Origin of the sequence: Mycolicibacter sp. MU0102 (genome assembly GCF_963378105.1) — a bacterium.
GTDB classification, from domain to species: domain Bacteria; phylum Actinomycetota; class Actinomycetes; order Mycobacteriales; family Mycobacteriaceae; genus Mycobacterium; species Mycobacterium holstebronense.
In genome coordinates this window covers 1,852,321-1,872,331 of sequence record NZ_OY726398.1, presented here as the reverse complement: position 1 = coordinate 1,872,331, position 20,011 = coordinate 1,852,321, and the positions used below count along the sequence as shown (strand labels likewise).

Here is a 20,011-nt window from a genome sequence, read left to right as displayed (position 1 = left end):
CACTACGCCAGGCGCATCGCGGTCACAATCTATGGCCGCAGCACTTAGGAACCCGGGATCAACATATCGAAAGCACCGCTGATCCCCGAACCGATTCCATAAAAGAACCGACCCACGGCGATAATCGGATTATTCGATGTAGAGATATTGCCGTTTACGATGTCACGATCGGCGGCCCTGATCTGCTCATCGATGCCAATCAAGAAATTACGCATAGGCGTGCCAGCCCAGGTTGCCACATTCTCGACACGCTCCCCCGCCCAGTAGAGAGTTTGGCTGACCGGATTATTCAAAAGCCAGTTGCCGCTGTAGTTGCCCATGCGTAAATTATCGCTGGTCATCAACAACGAGGACATCCAGAAACTCCAGCCCTGCGGATTCCCGATCGGATCCAGCCAGGGAGGAGCAATCCGTGCCTGCCACAGCGCTTCTAGCGCGTCGGCCTGGCGGGTCGCCATAAGCGAGTTGTACTGAGCAACCCACTCGTCGAGGTCCATACCAGGACGGTAGTTCATCGCGAGCCAGAAGTCATCAGCGAAGAGGTGGTCGAAATAGCTTTCCAGGAACGATCTCGCCCAGTTCGCATTCGCCACGCCGTACTGACTCTGAATTGCAGCCACCGTGGAGTTCAGGAGAGTCGATTCATAATTCTCTAGATACGACTTGTACCAATCCGGAAGCGTAGTGGTTGTTTGATTGCCCAGACTCGACAACAGGGGTTTGTAGTAGTCATCGACGTATGATTTGTACCAATCCTTGGCGGTCATACTCACCGGATTCTCCAGAACCGGCCACGGACCACTAGGGTTAGAATCATCACCGGGATCAAAATTACCGCTGCCTTCATCCCAGATGCCGTTAATTCCGATCAAACCGCCCGTGCCGGGCAGGCCGGACCCGCCGGGCATCGGCGCAATACCACCGGCACCGCCGTTGCCGCCGTTGCCCAGAAGGAAGCCGGCATTGCCGCCCCAACCGCCAAAACCACCCTGAGCGCCTAGATAACTGCCGCCACCGGCGCCACCGTGGCCGCCAAAACCGAACCAGCCGCCATCGCCACCAGCACCGCCGTCGCCGCCGCGCGTCGCGTGAATACCGCTGCCTTCGGGCCAGCCGGGACCACCGAAGCCGCCGTCACCACCGTCACCGAACAGCCATCCTCCTCGACCTCCGGCGCCACCGGGCGCCGCGTCGACGAACTGGCCACCGCCGTCGAAGTGAGCGACGGTACCGTTACCGCCGGCGCCGCCGTTGCCGAACATGCCGGCCGCGCCACCGTAGCCGCCATCGATGCCATTACCGCCGTCGCCGAACAAGAGGCCACCGGCTGTGCCGTTGATGCTGCCGTTTCCGATGGTCAAGCCGTCTAGACCGTCCGCTATCAGTCCCCGGCCGAACAGCAGCTCGAACGGTGAATTGATCACGCTGAGCAAACCCGCATTTGCCGAATTGTGGATGAAATCTTCGATCAGGTCATGCAGCGGCAGATAGAGGTCGTCATGCCAGCCAACAGCCAGGTCGCCGGCCGCCGCGGACCCAGGCAGCTCGAATCCCCAAGGATCGCTGTTCCAGAACGACGGATCTAACGCATCAGGGACGACGTCAGCGTGTGATTGCGGAACCGGCACCAGCGGCGTCATCCCGACCGCCAGCGCAGCAACCATCACCCCACCAACGTTCACCGCGCAACGCCGCGTCTTGACCTGCGCACCACCGGGGCGACGACCAGGAAATCTCATGTTCACCTCAGCTTTTCAACATTAACCACCGACGGAGTTAGCACTATAGCGGAATATTATGGACTGATATCCGCCAGCCAGTGATTCAGTTCATTTTTGTCGAGGCCATCTGAGACTCGGCTGACGAGCTGACCTCATCGCTGGCAGACTTGTCCCGTGGTCGACTTCGATGCGCTCGAAGCTGCCGGTATCGCTGATGCCAGGGGCCGTGCGGGGCTGATCGAGTACCTCGACGGCCTCGGCTTCACCGCCGAAGAGATGGCCGAGGCCGAGCGCCACGGCCGGTTGTTCGGCCTGGCCGGTGACGCGGTGGGCCGTTCGGGCCCACCCGCCTACACATTGCGCACCGCAGCCGAGGCGTTGAGCCTGCCGGTCGACGACGTCGCGCAGGCCTGGCGGATGCTCGGGCTCACCGTCCCCGACCCGGACACGCCCGCGCTGAGCCAGGCCGACGTGGACGGGCTGGCCACCTGGGTCCAGATGCGGTCCTACCTCGGGGAGCCGGTCGACGGCTTTCTGCGGGTGTTGGGCGCCACGATGGCACGGCTGGCCGAGGCCGAGTCGTCGATGATCCGGCTCAGCGAGCCCGACATGTGGTTGGGTCACACCCGCGACGAGCTACGTACCGCGCGGGCCTGGCGCTCGGTTGCGGCCTACATCCCGCGCATCGGCGCGATGATCGACGCCGTCCACCGCCAGCATCAGGTCAGCCACCGGACATTCCTCGAGGGGCTGGCCGGTGGGCCGGCGGCCAGCCTGATGTGCGGTGTCGGGTTCGCCGACCTGACCGGTTTCACTGCGCTGACTCAAGTCCTCACGTCCGCGGAGCTGGCCACGCTGCTCACCGACTTCGCCGGCACCGTCGCCGACGTCGTACATTGCGACGGCGGGCGGGTGGTCAAGTTCATCGGCGACGCGGTGATGTGGGTGAGTGCGACCGGGGATCTGCTGGCGCGGGCCGCGATCGACCTTGTCGACCATCCCAAGGCCCGCAAAGCCGGACTGCAGGTACGCGCCGGGGTGGCCTACGGCGAGATGCTGGCGATCAACGGCGACTACTTCGGCACCCCGGTCAATCTGGCCGCGCGCCTGGTGGATGCGGCCGTACCCGGCCAGGTGCTGGCCTCGACCTGCGTCCGCGAAGAACTCCCCGACTGGCCGGCCACCCTTCAGGAACCGTTGACGCTCAAGGGTTTCGACGAGCCCGTCCCGGCGTACCAATTGCACCCGAACCCAGATCGTTAGGGTGTGCTTGTGAGCACCGAACCCGGATACCCCGCCCCCTCCGTCACCGTCGCCGCCTCGCTGCCCTCGAACGCCGATGAGGCCGTGCTGATCGTGCCGGTCGTTGCCGCCGACGACGACTCCGAGTCCACCGCGTCGGTCGCCACTACCGAGCCGGCGCTGCCCGCCGAGGCAATCGCCGAGATCGAGGCGGGACTGCGCGCGCTGGGCGCCAAGGGCGGCAGTGAGCAGGTGAACCGGCTGGTGGTGGCGTCACTGCCGGTGGCCAGCGTGGTGACCGTCGGGCTGGGCAAGGCGCGCGATTCCTGGTCGGCCGACACCGTTCGCCGGGCCGCCGGCAATGCCGCACGTTCCCTGAACGGCACCGCCACGGTGATCAGTGCGCTGAGCGGGCTGCCCGGTGACGGGGTGCTCGCCGCCAGCGTCGAGGGACTGCTGCTGGGCGGTTACCGCTTCACCGCGTTCCGCAGCGAGAAGACCGCCCCCAAGGAACCGGGCCTGCGGGCGGTGACCGTGCTGTCCACCGCGGCCGACGCCGAGGCCCAGGCGGCGCGCGGCGCCGACATCGCCGCCGCGGTGGCCACCGCCCGAGACTTCGTCAACACCCCGCCCAGTCACCTGTTTCCCGCTGAGTTCGCCGACCGCGCCAGGGCGCTGGGCGAGTCGGCCGGCCTGGAGGTCGAGGTGCTCGATGAGCGGGCGCTCGCCGAGGCCGGCTACGGCGGAGTGATCGGTGTAGGTCAGGGCTCCTCGCGCCCGCCACGTCTGGTCCGGTTGATCCACCGCGGATCACGCCTGCTCGACGACCCGGACGGCGCCAAGAAGGTGGCACTGGTCGGCAAGGGCATCACTTTCGACACCGGTGGCATCTCGATCAAGCCGGCTGCCTCGATGCACCACATGACCTCCGACATGGGCGGGGCGGCTGCGGTGATCGCGACGGTGGTGCTGGCCGCCCGCCGCGGCCTGCCGATCGACGTGACCGCGACGGTGCCGATGGCCGAGAACATGCCGTCATCCACCGCGCAGCGCCCGGGCGACGTGCTCACCCAGTACGGCGGCATCACCGTCGAGGTGCTCAACACCGACGCCGAGGGCCGGCTGATCCTGGCCGATGCGATCGTGCGGGCCTGCGAGGACAACCCGGACTATCTCATCGAGACGTCGACGCTGACCGGTGCGCAGACCGTGGCACTGGGCGCACGCATTCCCGGCGTGATGGGCTCGGACGAGTTCCGCGATCGGGTGGCCTCCATCTCGCAGGCCGTCGGCGAGAACGGCTGGCCGATGCCGCTGCCCGACGAGCTCAAAGAGGAGCTGAAGTCGACGGTGGCCGACCTGGCCAACGTCAGCGGTCAGCGTTTCGCCGGGATGCTGGTCGCCGGGGTGTATCTGCGTGAGTTCGTGGCCGACGGAGTCGACTGGGTCCACATCGACGTTGCGGGACCGGCCTACAACTCCGGCGGCCCCTGGGGCTACACCGGCAAGGGCGGCACCGGGGTGCCGACCCGCACCATGTTCGCGGTGCTGGAAGACATCGCCGCGAACGGGTAACCGAGGGACGAGAGTCAGGCCGGGGCTGCCGCGTCTTGCGCGTCGTCCTGGCTCTGCGCCTTCTGCACCGGGCGAGGCGGCCTCGCGGGGTTTTCGACGCCCTGTTGAAACGACAGCGCCGTACTGAGCACCAACATCAACACGGCGAACACGGCAACCCACAGCCAGGATTCTGTCGAGTTCAGATGGGACGTCACATCGGTTTTCGGCAGCGCCGCCATCGAGCGAACGATCGCCGCGATGATCACCACGGTGCTCAAGTACGGGAATGCGGTACGGATGCGGCCGGCCATGGGCCCGGTCGGTGATTCGCTGCGCCGTCGTGCCCGTCCGAGGAACCACCCGATCGCACAGAACGCCGCGATGGCGACCGTGATGGGCACAGACAGTCGGTTGGCGTCGTCCCACAGCGGCTGCAACGGCTGATGCGTCTGCTGGTCACCGAGCGAGAGCGCCAGGTCCGTCAGCGTCGCCTCCACGAAGAACACCGCGATCGGCGGGACCAGGACCGCCACGATGAACACGCAATGTCTGATCAGCGTGCCGGCGCTGCCCGACACGAACTGCACGACCGCGTACAGCAAAATGTAGAGCGAGGCCACAAATGATATGGCGCCCAACAGTTCTGCGGATGCGGCTCGACCGCTGCCGACCGCACACCCCTGTTCGCCGGCCAGCAGACTGTATTGCACCGCCGTCAGGAACAGCCCCAGAAATGCGTTCATCAGCGCGACCCCGGTGAGGGTCTCGTGCTCGACCTCGCGCGGGTCCGGCGAATGCCCGTCGCTCCGACGCCGATACGCGCGATCGAGCACCAGATTGATGACGACGAACGCGAAACCGGCCAGCAAACCGGCTAGTTGGGCATAGTTGCGGGCCACGATCGATATGTCGAAGCCGGTCCACAGCTCACAGGCTGCAGCGATCTGCTCAGCGGGCACCCGCGAGATATTAGTGACGCTTCAGTGGTCCCAGTAGCGCTTTGGCGGACTATGCAATGCGTAATACCCGACGGCGTCGAGCGCCGTTCGACCGCCACCTCGATGTGTGTCGGCGACGCCGCAATGACAGGATGGTTTTCGACAGTCCACCTGGGCACCGCCCTCGCCTCACCACTGACGTGGTATCCAGGAAACGACGTGCAGCGACCGATCGAGCGAGGAGTCAACAACGATGGCCTTCTCAGTCCAGATGCCCGCCCTCGGTGAGAGCGTCACCGAGGGAACGGTGACCCGCTGGCTCAAGCAGGAAGGCGACACCGTCGAGGTCGACGAGCCGCTCCTGGAGGTCTCCACCGACAAGGTCGACACCGAGATCCCGTCACCGGTGGCCGGCGTGCTGACCAAGATCATCGCCGGTGAGGACACCACGGTCGAGGTCGGCGGCGAGCTGGCCCTGATCGGCGAGGCCGGGGAGAGCAGCGAACCCTCGTCGGCCCCCGCGGCACCGGCGGCCGAGCCCGCGCCGGCCGAGCCGGCTCCCGCTGCCGAAGCACCGGCCCCGGCTGCTGCCGCGCCCGCCGCTCCGGCGGCACCCGCTGTCCAGGAGGCACCCGCCGGCGACGGCACCCCGGTGCTGATGCCGGAGTTGGGCGAGTCGGTCACCGAAGGCACCGTGACACGCTGGCTCAAGCAGGTCGGCGACAACGTCGAGGTCGACGAGCCGCTGGTGGAGGTCTCCACCGACAAGGTCGACACCGAGATCCCCTCGCCGGTGGCCGGCACCCTGCTGTCGATCACCGCCGGTGAGGACACCACCGTCGAGGTCGGCGGTGAACTGGCCAGGATCGGTTCGGGTGCCCCGGCGGCCCCCGCCGCCGCGCCGGCTCCCACGCCCGCTCCCGCGGCGCCCGCCCCCGCACCGGCGGCTCCGGCACCTACACCCGAGCCCGCTCCCCCTGCCCCGGCACCCGCGCCGCAGGCCAAGCCCGAACCCACCCCGGCACCGGCACCCGCGGCCGCGCCCGCTCCGGCGCAGCCCGCCGCTGCCGAGGCCCCGGCCGGCGATGCCGCACGGTATGTGACGCCGTTGGTGCGCAAGCTCGCCGCCGACAAGAACGTCGACCTGAGCCGCGTCACCGGCACCGGGGTCGGCGGGCGAATCCGCAAGCAGGACGTACTGGCCTTCGCCGAGCAGCAGGCGCAGCCGCAACAGGCGCCCGCGGCTCCGGCCGCCCCGCGCCCGGCCGCTGCGGCCCCCGCCTCGGCGCTGGCGCACCTGCGTGGCAGCACCGCCAAGGCCAGCAGGATCCGTCAGATCACGGCCAAGAAGACCCGCGAATCCCTGCAGGCCACGGCGCAGCTCACCCAGACCCACGAGGTCGACATGACCAAGATCGTGGCGCTGCGGGCCAGGGCGAAGGCGGACTTCGCCGAGCGCGAGGGCGTCAACCTGACCTACCTTCCGTTCATCGCCCGCGCGGTGATCGACGCCCTCAAGGCACATCCGAACGTCAACGCCAGCTACAACGAGGACGCCGGAGAGATCACCTACTACGACGCCGAGCACCTCGGCTTCGCGGTCGACACCGAGCAGGGACTGCTGTCCCCGGTCGTCCACAACGCCGGTGATCTCTCGCTGGCCGGACTCGCGCGGGCGATCGCCGACATCGCCGCCCGGGCACGCTCGGGCAACCTCAAGCCCGACGAACTGTCCGGCGGCACCTTCACGATCACCAACATCGGCAGCCAGGGCGCACTGTTCGACACCCCCATCCTGGTTCCGCCGCAGGCAGCCATGCTCGGCACCGGAGCCATCGTCAAACGGCCGCGGGTCATCGTCGACGAAGCCGGCAACGAGTCGATCGGTGTGCGTTCGGTCTCCTACCTGCCGCTGACCTACGACCACCGTTTGATCGACGGTGCCGACGCCGGCCGGTTCGTGACCACAATCAAGAACCGGCTCGAAGAAGGCGCGTTCGAGGCGGACCTGGGTCTCTAGCGGCACCGGGGGCCTTTCAGAAGAGCTGCAAGAGGATTCAGCTGTGAGCAACCCCACCGTCGCGATCGCCGGCTCGTCCGGGCTGATCGGATCGGCTCTGGTCTCGGCGTTGCGCGCCGACAATCACCAGGTGCTGCGAATCGTGCGGCGGGCACCGGTCAACGCCGGCGAACTGCAGTGGGATCCCGAAGCCGGTCAGATCGACGTGGGCGCGCTGGCCGGGGTCGACGCCGTGGTCAATCTGTGCGGCATCGGCGTCGGCGACCGCCGCTGGTCGGGGGCGTTCAAGCAGAGCCTGCGCGACAGCCGGATCGGCCCCACCGAGGTGCTGTCGACCGCGGTTGCCGAGGCCGGCGTACCGGTGCTGATCAATGCCAGCGGGGTCGGTTATTACGGCGACACCGGCAACCGCATCGTCGACGAGTCCGCCTCGGCCGGAACCGATTTCCTGGCCCAGCTCGCCGAGGACTGGGAAGGCGCCACCGCGTCCGCCCAAGCTGCGGGCGCCCGAGTGGTGCTGGCCCGCACCGGCATCGTGTTGTCGCGGTCGGGCGGCGCCTTGGGCCGGTTGCGCCCGCTGTTCTCCCTGGGACTCGGCGCCCGGATCGGCAACGGCCGCCAGTACATGTCGTGGATCAGCATGGAGGACGAGGTGCAGGCGCTGCTGTTTGCGATCTCGCATGACACGCTGTCGGGCCCGGTGAACCTGACCGGGCCGGCGCCGGTGACCAACGCTGAATTCACCGCCGCGCTGGGCCGCGCCGTCAACCGCCCGACCCCGATGCTGCTCCCCGGCTTCGCGGTCCGTGCCGGGCTCGGCGAATTTGCCGACAGCCTGCTCACCGGCCAGCGAGCCATTCCCGCTGTGCTGGAGCAAGCCGGTTTCCGGTTTGCCCACCACACGGTTGGCGAGGCCCTGGCCTATGCCACCTCCCGACCGACCCCGCTCTAGACCCACCGCGCCGAGTAGCCTGCGAACATGGTGTCCATCCGCTCCAGCGCCGCCCCGATCGAGGTGCGCCAGCTCGGCACCGTCGACTATGGCGACGCCTGGCAACTGCAACGGGAGCTGGCCGACGCCAGGGCGGCCGGCGGCCCGGACACCCTGCTGTTGCTGGAACATCCCCCGGTCTATACCGCCGGACGCCGCACCGAGCCGCAGGAGCGGCCGATGGACGGCACGCCGGTGGTGGACACCGACCGGGGCGGCAAGATCACCTGGCACGGTCCTGGCCAGCTCGTGGGCTATCCGGTGATCGGCCTCGCCGAACCCTTGGACGTGGTGAATTACGTTCGACGCCTTGAAGAATCCCTTATCGAGGTGTGTAACACGTTGGGCCTCAATACGGTTCGGATAGATGGCAGATCCGGAGTATGGCTGCCGCCGGGCGGCGGCCGGCCCGCCCGCAAGGTCGCTGCGATCGGCGTCCGCGTGGCTCGCGCCACCACATTGCACGGGTTCGCGCTCAATTGTGATTGTGATCTCAGTGCGTTCGGCTCGATTGTGCCGTGCGGGATCACCGACGCGGGAGTGACATCACTGTCGGCGGAGCTGGGCTTTGTGACCGGCGTCGAGGATGTCCGGCAGGCAGTGGCCAATGCAGTCGTCGATGCTCTCGACGGCGTGCTGCCGGTGCGCGAGCATTCCGGTCCGCGCGTACCATCGACCAGGTGAGTGCCGCCCCCGAAGGCCGTAGGTTAAGCCGTGCCGAAGCACGCAACGCCGAGACTCCGATCGAACGCAAACCCCCGTGGATCAAGACCCGCGCCCGCATGGGCCCGAGCTACACCCAGCTCAAGGTTCTGGTGAAGCAGGAAAAGCTCCACACGGTGTGCGAGGAGGCGGGCTGCCCCAACATCTACGAATGTTGGGAAGACCGGGAGGCCACCTTCCTGATCGGCGGCGAGGTCTGCACCCGCAACTGTTCGTTCTGTCTCATCAAGTCGGGTAAACCGCCCGAGTTGGACCGCGACGAACCGCGCCGGGTCGCCGAGAGTGTGCAGTCCATGGGTCTGCGGTATTCGACGGTCACCGGTGTCGCCCGCGACGATCTGCCCGATCAGGGTTCCTGGCTCTACGCCGAAACGGTGCGTGCCATCAAGGCCCTTAACCCATCCACGGGTGTCGAACTGTTGATCCCCGACTTCGGCGGACGGCCCGACCTGTTGGGTGAAGTGTTCGAATCCCGCCCGGAAGTGCTGGCGCACAACGTCGAAACCGTGCCGCGCATCTTCAAATTGATCCGGCCCGGATTCAGCTACGAGCGCAGCCTCGACGTGCTGACCCAGGCCCGTGATGCCGAGTTGGTGGCCAAGAGCAACCTCATCCTGGGCATGGGCGAGACGCCCGAAGAGATCCAAGCGGCACTGGCGGACTTGTACGACGCCGGCGCCGAACTGGTCACCATCACCCAGTACCTGCGACCCACCGAGCGGCACCACCCGATCGAACGATGGGTCAAGCCCGAGGAGTTCGTCGAGCACGCCCGCTATGCCGAGGAGCTGGGCTTCGCCGGTGTGATGTCCGGGCCGCTGGTGCGCTCGTCATATCGGGCCGGGCGGCTCTACCAGCAGGCGCTGAAAAACCGGGCGCGCCGCGAACAGGCCCCCGCCACCGCCCACGGCTGACTGACGCCCCGGCTGGCGGTAAGCCCCGCTGGGTATCCTTGGTGACTATGCCCAGACCGCGCACCACCACCGAGAACAAGGTTGCCCGGGCGGAAGCGAAAGCCGCCCGCAAGGCCGCCAGCCAGCAGCGCCGCACCCAGCTGTGGCAGGCCTTCCAGCTGCAGCGCAAGGAAGACAAGCGGCTGGTTCCGTACATGGCCGGCGCCTTCGTGCTGGTTGCCGGAGTGACGACGGCCCTGGCACTCAACGGCGGCACGTTCGCCAAGGTGACGACGATTCCGCTCGGCCTGGTGCTCGGCGCCCTGGTGGCATTCATCATCTTCGGCCGACGAGCTCAACGGTCGGTCTACCTCAAGGCTGAGGGGCAGGCCGGGGCGGCGGCGTGGGCGCTGGACAACATGCGTGGCAAATGGCGCGTGACCCCCGGGGTGTCCGCCACTGGCCAGCTCGACGCCGTACATCGGGTCATCGGGCGGCCGGGCATCATCTTCGTCGCCGAGGGTTCGCCCGCCCGGCTCAAACCGCTGCTCGCTCAGGAGAAGAAGCGCACGGCCCGGCTCGTCGGTGACGTACCGATCTATGACGTGGTGGTGGGCGCCGGTGACGGTGAGGTTCCGCTGGCCAAGCTGGAGCGTTACCTGACCAAGCTGCCGGCCAACATCAGCACCAAGCAAATGGAGTCGCTGGAGTCGCGGCTGGCCGCGCTGGGTTCGCGGACTGGAACCGCGGCCATGCCCAAGGGCCCGCTGCCCGGCGGCGCGAAGGTGCGTGGCGTTCAGCGCGCGGTACGCCGACGCTAGCTGGCCGCCAGCCCGTTGACTCTGCACTGATGGCGGGGGCTACTCGCACTTTTCCGCCGTACACGCAGACTCAATCCGGCGGCTAAAGGCGGCAAAGGCCCCAGAACGCTCAGCGGCTGCGCACCACGGCGGTCGCGGTGGCCCGGTCTTGCAGGCCACGGCCGTCGGCGTCGGCGAACAACGCCGGGACCACCAGCGCGATCAACAATCCGCGGACTGCGGCGCGCACGATCCCCACGCCGGTGTCGGCGCTGTCCACCGGGATCACCCGCAGCCCGCAGGCGTACTGGCCCGGGGTGAAGCCGAACAGCCGCAGTGCCGCCGCATCCAGCACCAGCCACACCACAAGGATCAAGAACCGCACGTCAGGCGAGTACTGGAAGGCCTCGCTGGATATCCAGCCCAGCGGCACCGCCAGCGCGGTCAGCCCGACCGCCACGAAGTAGTCCAGCGCCAACGCCAGCAGGCGGCGCCCGAACCCCGCCATCGACCCGGCGCCAGATCGGGGCAGCCCGAATCGCTGCCCGGGGTACTCGCCGGTGTCGGTCGGCTCCGGCCCGGACAGCCACGAGGAGAACGTGCGGCTCATGGCCCCTACGATAGGCGGGCGGCGAATCCGACCCGGCGTCGACGGGTCCAGCCGCGATTGCGTAACGTCAGCACCGGCAACCTCAGCGTCCGACCGGGGCTACCAACGGAGGAGAACACTTCTGTGACCGACAAGACGGCCGACGACATTCTCAAGCTCGTCGCCGATGAGAACGTGGAATACGTCGACATCCAGTTCTGCGACTTGCCCGGTCAGATGCAACATCTGTCGATCCCCGCGTCCACCCTGGATGCGAGCGTGTTCGAAGACGGGCTGGCCTTCGACGGATCTTCGATCCGCGGCTTCCAGTCCATCCACGAGTCGGACATGATGCTGCTCCCCGACTTCTCCACCGCCCAGATCGATCCGTTCCGGGCTGCAAAGACGTTGAACCTCAACTTCTTCGTCCACGACCCGTTCACCCGCGAGCCCTACTCCCGCGACCCGCGCAACGTCGCCCGCAAAGCCGAGAACTACCTGACCAGCACCGGCATTGCCGACACCGCCTACTTCGGCGCCGAAGCCGAGTTCTACATCTTCGACTCGGTGCGCTTCGACTCGCAGATGAACGGCACCTTCTACGAGGTGGACTCGGATTCGGGCTGGTGGAACACCGGCTCGCCGACCGAGGCCGGCGGACGGGCCAACCGCGGATACAAGACCCGCCCCAAGGGCGGCTACTTCCCCGTCGCCCCCAACGACCAGTACGTCGACCTGCGCGACACCATGACCACCAACCTGGCCAACGCCGGCTTCACCTTGGAGCGCGGCCACCACGAATGTGGGTCCGGCGGGCAGGCCGAGATCAACTACAAGTTCAACACCCTGCTGCACGCCGCCGACGACGTCATGCTGTTCAAATACATCATCAAGAACACCGCCTGGGCCAACGGCAAGACCGTCACATTCATGCCCAAGCCCCTCTTCGGTGACAACGGCTCGGGCATGCACGTCCACCTGTCGCTGTGGAAGGGCGGCCAGCCGCTGTTCTACGACGAGGCCGGCTACGCCGGACTGTCCGACACCGCACGCCACTGCATCGGCGGCATCCTGCACCACGCGCCGTCGCTGCTGGCGTTCACCAACCCCACCATCAACTCGTTCAAGCGCCTGGTGCCGCACTACGAGGCGCCGATCAACCTGGTCTACAGCCAGCGCAACCGTTCGGCCTGCGTGCGCATCCCGATCACCGGCACCAACCCCAAGGCCAAGCGGCTGGAGTTCCGCTGCCCGGACTCCTCCAGCAACCCCTACTTGGCGTTCGCAGCCATGTTGATGGCCGGCATCGACGGCATCAAGAACAAGATCGAGCCTGCTGCCCCGGTCGACAAGGACCTCTACGAGCTGCCGCCGGATGAGGCCGCCGACATCCCACAGGCGCCCACCACGCTGGCCGAGGTGATGGACAACCTCGAGGCCGACCACGAATACCTCACCGAGGGCGGTGTATTCACCCCGGACCTCATCGAGAACTGGATCCGCTACAAGCGCGACCACGAGATCACCCCGATCAGCGTGCGGCCGCACCCGTACGAGTTCGCGCTGTACTACGACTGCTGAGCCGGGTTATCCCCAGTTGGGGGTTGATCCACAGGGTGGCTTTTCCTGGGCCGTCTTCCGGTGTTGTTGTCGGGGGTGGTTTTTAGCGTCGGGGTATGGCAACAGCACTGGGTGCGGTGGCGGCGCGGGAGCAGGTCTGCGCTGCTCTTGATGCCATTGACACCGCCCATGCGGTGTTGCGGTCGACCGCGACGGATCTGGTGGGCAACACCTTTCGCATCGAGGTCGCCGACCGGCTAGAAACCCAAGACCGGGTGAATCGTGGGTTGATGTACCGGATCTTCGGGGAACTCGCCGACCCGCCCGATGGTTCCGGTTCGATTGCCGCAGCACGGGCATCCCTGTGGAAACGCTTGCGGATTACCCCACGCGAGATCACCCGCCGCTGCCGTTTGGCCGCCCGCATTAGGCCCCGCCGTTCCCTGACCGGTGCCGCGATCCCACCCGAACTCCCAGCCCTAGCCAGCGCAGTGGCCGCCGGTTTGGTTGGGGAGGACCACATCCGCGCGATCTGCCAAGCCATCGACATCCTGCCGGGATCGGTCACCCCGCCCCAGATCGCGCAGGCAGAGGCCGCCCTGGTCGCCCACGCCAGCAGAGTCGACGCCGGGGTGCTCACCAAGATCGGGCAACGCATCGCCGATCACCTCAACCCCGATGGGCTGTTCAGCGACCGCGACCGCGCACGACGCCGCGCCCTGACACTGGGCCGCCAAGGCCCCGACGGCATGTCCAAACTCACCGGCCTCCTAGACCCCCAAACCCGCGCCTACTTCGAAGCAGTTGCGGCCGCCGTACGCCCCGGACGACACAACCCCGATCCCACCGCCCCGGCCGCCGGCGATGACCGCACCACAGCGCAGCGCTGCCACGACGCCCTGCGCCTAGCCCTATCGACCGCCATCGCCTCGGGAAAACTCGGCACCCACCGCGGCCACCCCGTCACCGTCGTGGTCACCACCACCTTGGCCGAACTCAACCAAGCCGCCCACGCCGCCACCGACCCCACCATCGCCATGCCACCACCAGCACTGACCGGCGGCGGCTCCCGACTGCCCATGCGCGACCTGATCGCCATGGCCGCCCAATCGATTCACTACCTCGCCGTCTTCGACGACCACACCACACGACCCCTGTACCTCGGCCGACAAAAACGCATCGCCACCGCCGACCAACGCCTCATCTGCCACGCCCGCGACCGCGGCTGCACCCGACCCAACTGCCTCGAACCGGGCTATCACTGCGAAGTGCACCACGCCAAACCCTGGGCACACGGCGGCCACACCAACGCCGACGAACTGTTCTTCGCCTGCGGCTGCGACCACACCGACACCACCGACGGCCACCAACACACCACCATCACCACCACCGGCCGCCTCAGCTGGACCGACGGCACCGCACCACCCCAAATCAACCACGCCCACCACCCCGAAGAACTCCTGCAAGGAGACCCCGACCCACCCAACAACGAAGCCACGTAGCGGCGAATTACCCGCGCAATTCTGTGTGTTTGCCGGGAGCCGGAGAAAGCGCACTAGCCTGTCCAGGAGCAACGAGGAGAGCACGGCCGCCCACTACGTAGACTGCCGAATTCTGCTCACGTACATGGCATTTGACTTCGCCGGCGCCTACACCGAGACACTACGAGCCTCCTGACCGCGGCCCTGCCGATTCCGCCCCGGGCATTTGCCGGGGCGGCGTTACCAGCCAATTGAGATGAGCCGGTAACGACCGTTACCAAACCCAAAAATATGTGATTGAACTTAGAAACGATCCGTTGTAACTTATCGCCAGATCAGTATTTTTCCATCTAAAGGGCCTGTTTTCCACGAAAGGAACCGCCCATGGCTGACCGCAGATTGCTCCCGCTGGCCGTCGCGCCGCTGCTGATCGCCAGTCCTGCCCTACCGCCAAGCGTGGCGGCCCAAGGACTGAAGTCGGTCTCCGCACAGGTGGTCCTGCTCGACACCGAGGCGTGGGGCATGGGTGGCAGTGGCATGCCGATCCCCAGCCAAGCGGTCATCGACGCCGTCGGCTCGCGCTACATCATGCCCTCCTCGCCGATCTTCCCCGGCCAGCCGATCTTCCCGGTCGACTCGATTCATCCCCTCTTCACCCCGGAGGGCCTGTATCCCATCACCGGTACCAAGTCCCTGATGCTCGACCAGTCGCTGGCACAAGGCGTGCAGATCCTGGACGCCACTATCAAGGAGCGGCTCGCCCTGGGCCACGACCTCGTCGTGGTCGGCGCCTCGCAGAGCTCAACTCTTGCCGGACTGGAGATGCGCAATCTGCTGGCGCTGCCTGCTGATCAGATCCCGACGTCCGATCAGCTGTCGTTCGTCCTGCTGGTCGACCCCAGCAACCCCAACGGGGGTCTGCTCTCCCGCTTCGGAGACCCGAGCCTGCCGCCGCTGACCGTTCCGAGCATGGGAGTGACGTTCAGCGGGGCGACCCCGTCGGAAACCCCTTGGGACACCGCGATGTACAACATCGAATACGACGGCTTCTCGGACTTCCCGCGCTACCCGCTCAACTTTCTGTCCGTTCTCAACGCGGTCTTGGGGATCGCCTTCGTGCACAGCTCCATCGCTGACCTCTCCGACGAGCAGATCGCCCAGGCCGTTCTGATGCCGGTGTCGGACGGCTACGGCGGCAACACCGATTACTTCATGATCCCCACCGAGAACCTGCCGTTGCTGGAGCCGCTGCGGTTCCTTCCGATCCTGGGCGACCCGCTGGCCGATCTGCTGCAGCCGGCACTGCGAGTACTGGTCAACCTGGGCTACGGCAACATCGAACACGGCTGGGACTCGGGCCCGGCCGACCTGTCGACACCGTTCGGGGTGTTCCCGAACCTCGATCTGGGCGACGTTCTCACGGCGCTGGGCAACGGTGTCCAGCAGGGCTGGCAGGACTTCATCAGCGATCTGGGCTCGCTGCCGAGCCTGCCCGAGGCCCTGGCGAACAGCGCAGATGCCGTCGGCGGCTTCACCGATGTGGTCAACGGCTTCTCCGCGGCCCTGTCCAACGGCTATTCGGCCCTGCTGCCGATCGCCGACCTGGTCAACGCTCTGCTGACCACGCTGCCGGCCTACAACGTCAGTCTGTTCGCACAGGAGATCGCCTCCGGCGACCTACTCGATGCACTCACGATGCCGCTCGCCGCTGACGTCGGCCTGATCACTACCGGCCTCGGAATCGGACTGTTGAGCGTGGCGTCTGCCTTCAACTTGTTCTAAAGGCAACCGCTGTCGTCACTCGAGCCCGTCGCGGGCCCAGGACGGCGTGATGAAAACCCCCTCTGCCTCCACGGTGACCCCGTTGGCGTCCGAAATATGTCCGCGGGCATAGGTTTTCACGCCGTCCCTGCGGTAGATCGAGGCTTCGGCGTGCAGCGGCCCCAGGGGCGTGCCGCGCAGGTACTTCACCGTGATCGTGCCGGTGTAGCGCGGTTTGGTCAGGCCGTCGCTGGCCGCCTCACCGAGCACGTGGTCGAGGACCAGCGCGCTGACCCCGCCGTGGACCAGCGACGGCGGACCCTCGTAGGCCGCGCCCAGGTGAAAGTCGCTCCAGCAGTGCCCGTTCTCCCCGTGCTGGATCACCAGCGGCGGGGCGATCGGGTTACGCAGGCCCACTACCGCGTTTCCCCACGCCAGTGGTCGCCCGTCGACGACGTAGCGCAGACCCGGTGAGTCGCTGAGGGTTCCGCTACGAAGCCGCTCGGTCAGTTCCTGCACCTGGGCGGTCACCTCGCGAGCCGTGGCATCGTCGGCCTGAGTGCGGATGGTGGCGTCGATCAGGTCGCGAACCGCCTGGGCCAACGGCCCGTAGCGCTCCACCAGCTCTCCACTCTCGTCGGCGCTGATCGTCGGCACGTTCGAGCGAGCCCTGAAATCCACCACAGAGGTCCTCCTTCAGTCTCCGAATACCTTGCGCGCGACGACCTTCGCCCGCCGCGTCACCCGGAGGTAGTTGTCCAAGAACTCACCGCCGTCGCCGCCGGGCCAGCCGGCGGCCACCGCGACCGCGTTCAACGCGCGGCCCGGCCCGGGCAGTTGGTCGGTGGGTTTGCCACGAACCAGCACCAGCGCGTTGCGCGCACGGGTGGCGATCAGCCAGGCCTGCCGGAGCCGGTCCACTTCGTCTTCTTCGAGCAGCCCGGCAGCGGCGATGGCGTCCAGGGTTTCCAGCGTAGAGGTGTTGTGCAGCGCCGGAACACGGTGGGCATGGCGCAACTGCAGCAGCTGCACGGTCCACTCGACGTCGGCCAGACCACCGCGACCCAGTTTGGTGTGCGTATTGGGGTCGGCCCCACGCGGCAATCGCTCGGCGTCGACGCGCGCCTTGATCCGGCGAATCTCACGTACCGCGTCGGCCGACACCCCGCCCGGCGGATAGCGGGTGGCATCGACCATCCGAAGGAACCGGCCGCCCAGATCCGCATCGCCGGCCACGCTGTGCGCCCGCAGCAGTGCCTGGATCTCCCAGGGCTGCGCCCATTGGTCGTAGTAGGCCGCGTAGGACGCCAATGTGCGCACCGGTGGGCCACTGCGGCCCTCGGGACGCAGGTTGATGTCAACCTGCAGGGGCGGATCGACGCTGGCGGTGCCCAACAACGCCCGGACCTGCTCGACGATCGACGTGGCCCAGCGCACCGCGTCGGCATCGCTCACCCCGGTCGCCTTCTCGTTGGCCTCGCACACGAACATGACGTCGGCGTCCGACCCGTAGCCGAGTTCACCTCCGCCGAGCCGGCCCATGCCGATCACCGCGATCTTCGCCGGCGCTTCCTGCACGTCTGTGTCGGGCGAGCCGGGCAGATTGACCCGGACGATCGCGTCCAGGGCGGCCTGCAACACCGCCGCCCACACCGCGGTCAGCGCACGGCACACATCGGTGACCTCAAGCATGCCCAGCAGGTCCGCGGAGGCGATGCGGGCCAGTTCGTGGCGACGCAGGCTGCGGGCCGAGGCGATGGCGCGCACCGGGTCGGGGTAGCGACCCGCCGAGGCGATCAGCGCCCGCGACACCGCGTCCGAGTCGGTGTCGAGCAGCTTGGGACCGGTCGGTCCGTCGCCATAGGCCTGGATGACATCCGGTGAGCGCATCAACAGTTCCGGGATGTAGGCCGAGGTGCCCAGCACCCGCATCAGTCGCTTGGCCACGGCGCTGCTGTCGCGCAACGTGCTCAGATACCAGCGCTGCTGAGCCATCGCCTCGCTGAGCCGCCGGTAGGCCAACAGCCCCGCGTCCGGGTTGGGCGTGTCCGACAGCCAATACAGCAGGGTGGGCAGCAGCACCGCCTGCACCCGGCCCCGGCGACCGCTCTGGTTGGTCAGCGCGCCCAGGTGCGTCAGCGCGTTGTGCGGCGCCTCGTACCCGAGTGCCGCCAGCTGCCGTTCCGCGGCACCGGGAGTCAGTCCCCCGGCCAGCTCCAGGCCCGCCGGACCGACAGCCTCCAGCAGCGGTTGGTAGAAGAGCTTGGCGTGCAGCCGCGATACCCGCCGGTTCTGGGCCTTGAGCTCTTCGCGAAGGACGCCCAGGGCGTCGTGACGGCCGTCCGGGCGGACATGGGCCGAGCGGGCGAGCCAACGCAATGCCTCGTCGTCATCGGGCGGCGGGAGCATGTGGGTGCGCTTGAGCCGCTGCAGCTGCAGCCGGTGTTCCAGGAGCCGCAAGAACTCGTAGGAGGCGGTCAGGTCGGCCGAATCCTCCCGGCCGATGTAGCCGCCGGCACCCAAGGCCGCCAGCGCATCGACCGTGGATGCCACATGCAACGACTCATCACTGCGGCCGTGCACCAGCTGCAGCAATTGCACGGCGAACTCCACGTCGCGCAGTCCCCCGGAGCCCAGCTTGATCTCTCGGGTCCGGATCTCGGCGGGTACCAGCTGCGCCACCCGGCGACGCATCGCCTGCACGTCGGTGACGAAATCCTCACGCTCGCATGCGGTCCACACCATCGGCAGCAGTGCGTCGATGTAGGCCTGGCCCAATTCGGCGTCGCCGACCGCCGCACGCGCCTTGAGCAGCGCTTGGAACTCCCAGGTCTTGGCCCACCGTTGGTAGTAGGCGATGTGTGATTCCAGGGTTCGCACCAGCGCACCGTGCCGGCCCTCGGGCCGCAGCCCGGCGTCCACTTCGAAAAACGCTTCGCCGGCCACCCGCATCAGCTCACCGGCGACGCGGGTGCTCACCGCGTCGGCTTCCTCGGCGACGAAGATGACGTCGACGTCGCTGACGTAATTCAGTTCCCGCGCACCGCATTTGCCCATGGCGATCACGGCGATCCGCGGCACTTCGGCACCGGCGTCGGGGCCGCAGACCTGCAGTTCGGCTACCCGCAGCGCGGCCGCCAGCGCGGCGTCGGCTAGGTCAGCCAGATGCTCGCCGACCGCCACGAAGGGTAGGGCCGGCAGCTGTTCGACGGTGGGCGCCAGGTCTATCGACGCCAACACCAGCATCCGGTCGCGGTACAGCGACCGCAGCCGATCGATGTAGGCGCCGTCGGTGGTGGCGGCAACGCAGTCGGTGAACATCTCGCGCAGTCCTGCCGCCGACGGCAGCGCGATCGTGTAGTCGTCGGAGTCGACCGGACTGGCCAACAACTTCCAGGTCTCCGGATGGGTGATCAGGTGATCCCCCAGCGTCAGTGAGGATCCCAGCACCGCGAACAGGCGCCCGCGCAGCCCCCGGTCGGCCATCAGCGCTGCGCTCAGTTCGGGCCAGTCGATGCCCGGCGCTTCGGACAGCCGGACCAGGGTGCGCAGCGCGACGTCGGCATCGGGAGCGCGCGACAGCGCCCAGAGCACGTCGACGTGCGGTTGGGTGTAGGCGCTGTACCAGCCCAGTGCGGTCAGGTCGGCTGCTGCGTACCGGTCGACCAGACCGAGGCGCCCGACGCTGGGCAGCTTGCGGCGCTGAGCTCCGGGATAAGCCATCAGGCGTCGGAG

Annotated in this window: 15 protein-coding genes; 10 read left to right on the top strand and 5 right to left on the bottom strand. The window is 67.4% G+C overall.

The window, feature by feature from the left end; genetic code table 11:
- Nucleotides 1–44 precede the first annotated feature (44 nt).
- Nucleotides 45–1,739, bottom strand: coding sequence for a hypothetical protein (locus RCP37_RS08670; protein ID WP_308486479.1), 1,695 nt, complete (start codon nucleotides 1,737–1,739; stop codon nucleotides 45–47).
- Nucleotides 1,740–1,895: 156 nt separating this feature from the next.
- Here RCP37_RS08670 and RCP37_RS08665 point away from each other — a divergent pair, with 156 nt between their 5' ends.
- Both RCP37_RS08665 and RCP37_RS08660 read left to right on the top strand, forming a co-directional pair.
- A complete protein-coding gene (locus tag RCP37_RS08665) occupies nucleotides 1,896–2,984 on the top strand; it encodes an adenylate/guanylate cyclase domain-containing protein (RefSeq protein WP_308486478.1) in 1,089 nt (362 codons plus the stop codon).
- Between the two features lie 9 nt (nucleotides 2,985–2,993).
- On the top strand, nucleotides 2,994–4,538 hold the full coding sequence (locus RCP37_RS08660) for a leucyl aminopeptidase (protein ID WP_308486477.1): 1,545 nt from the start codon (nucleotides 2,994–2,996) through the stop codon (nucleotides 4,536–4,538).
- A 14-nt stretch (nucleotides 4,539–4,552) separates the two neighbouring features.
- Here RCP37_RS08660 and RCP37_RS08655 read toward each other — a convergent pair whose 3' ends face one another.
- On the bottom strand, nucleotides 4,553–5,479 hold the full coding sequence (locus tag RCP37_RS08655) for a hypothetical protein (protein ID WP_308486476.1): 927 nt from the start codon (nucleotides 5,477–5,479) through the stop codon (nucleotides 4,553–4,555).
- A 232-nt stretch (nucleotides 5,480–5,711) separates the two neighbouring features.
- Here RCP37_RS08655 and sucB point away from each other — a divergent pair, with 232 nt between their 5' ends.
- From sucB to RCP37_RS08630, 5 genes are read left to right on the top strand one after another with little or no spacing between them, the layout of a single operon-like run.
- Nucleotides 5,712–7,478: a 2-oxoglutarate dehydrogenase, E2 component, dihydrolipoamide succinyltransferase gene (gene sucB, locus RCP37_RS08650; protein ID WP_308486475.1), complete on the top strand. Its 1,767-nt coding sequence runs from the start codon at nucleotides 5,712–5,714 to the stop codon at nucleotides 7,476–7,478.
- A 43-nt stretch (nucleotides 7,479–7,521) separates the two neighbouring features.
- Nucleotides 7,522–8,430 carry a TIGR01777 family oxidoreductase gene (locus RCP37_RS08645; protein WP_308486474.1) on the top strand — a complete coding sequence of 303 codons (909 nt, stop codon included), beginning with the start codon at nucleotides 7,522–7,524 and terminating at the stop codon, nucleotides 8,428–8,430.
- A 27-nt stretch (nucleotides 8,431–8,457) separates the two neighbouring features.
- A complete protein-coding gene (lipB, locus tag RCP37_RS08640; RefSeq protein ID WP_308486473.1) occupies nucleotides 8,458–9,153 on the top strand; it encodes a lipoyl(octanoyl) transferase LipB in 696 nt (231 codons plus the stop codon).
- Nucleotides 9,150–10,106, top strand: a complete 957-nt coding sequence (locus tag RCP37_RS08635; RefSeq protein WP_308486472.1) for a lipoyl synthase — start codon at nucleotides 9,150–9,152, stop codon at nucleotides 10,104–10,106. The genes lipB and RCP37_RS08635 overlap by 4 nt, the downstream gene beginning before the upstream one ends.
- Before the next feature lie 47 nt (nucleotides 10,107–10,153).
- Entirely contained in the window at nucleotides 10,154–10,906 is a 753-nt protein-coding gene (locus tag RCP37_RS08630; protein ID WP_308486471.1) for a DUF4191 domain-containing protein, read from the top strand.
- Between the two features lie 109 nt (nucleotides 10,907–11,015).
- Here RCP37_RS08630 and RCP37_RS08625 read toward each other — a convergent pair whose 3' ends face one another.
- The gene (locus RCP37_RS08625; RefSeq protein ID WP_308486470.1) at nucleotides 11,016–11,495 is read right to left on the bottom strand and encodes an RDD family protein; all 480 of its coding nucleotides are present in this window, start codon (nucleotides 11,493–11,495) and stop codon (nucleotides 11,016–11,018) included.
- A gap of 123 nt (nucleotides 11,496–11,618) precedes the next feature.
- Between RCP37_RS08625 and glnA the strand changes: the two genes are divergently transcribed.
- The 3 genes from glnA (at nucleotide 11,619) to RCP37_RS08610 (ending at nucleotide 16,297) form a co-directional block, all read left to right on the top strand.
- Entirely contained in the window at nucleotides 11,619–13,055 is a 1,437-nt protein-coding gene (glnA, locus tag RCP37_RS08620; RefSeq protein WP_308486469.1) for a type I glutamate--ammonia ligase, read from the top strand.
- 95 nt (nucleotides 13,056–13,150) lie between these two features.
- Nucleotides 13,151–14,536, top strand: coding sequence for an HNH endonuclease signature motif containing protein (locus tag RCP37_RS08615; protein WP_308486468.1), 1,386 nt, complete (start codon nucleotides 13,151–13,153; stop codon nucleotides 14,534–14,536).
- A gap of 363 nt (nucleotides 14,537–14,899) precedes the next feature.
- Entirely contained in the window at nucleotides 14,900–16,297 is a 1,398-nt protein-coding gene (locus tag RCP37_RS08610; protein ID WP_308486467.1) for a PE-PPE domain-containing protein, read from the top strand.
- Between the two features lie 15 nt (nucleotides 16,298–16,312).
- Here the strand turns inward: RCP37_RS08610 and RCP37_RS08605 are convergent, their stop codons facing one another.
- A complete protein-coding gene (locus tag RCP37_RS08605; RefSeq protein WP_373693128.1) occupies nucleotides 16,313–16,960 on the bottom strand; it encodes a PaaI family thioesterase in 648 nt (215 codons plus the stop codon).
- A 12-nt stretch (nucleotides 16,961–16,972) separates the two neighbouring features.
- On the bottom strand, nucleotides 16,973–19,999 hold the full coding sequence (locus RCP37_RS08600; RefSeq protein ID WP_308486466.1) for a bifunctional [glutamine synthetase] adenylyltransferase/[glutamine synthetase]-adenylyl-L-tyrosine phosphorylase: 3,027 nt from the start codon (nucleotides 19,997–19,999) through the stop codon (nucleotides 16,973–16,975).
- Nucleotides 20,000–20,011: the final 12 nt, after the last annotated feature.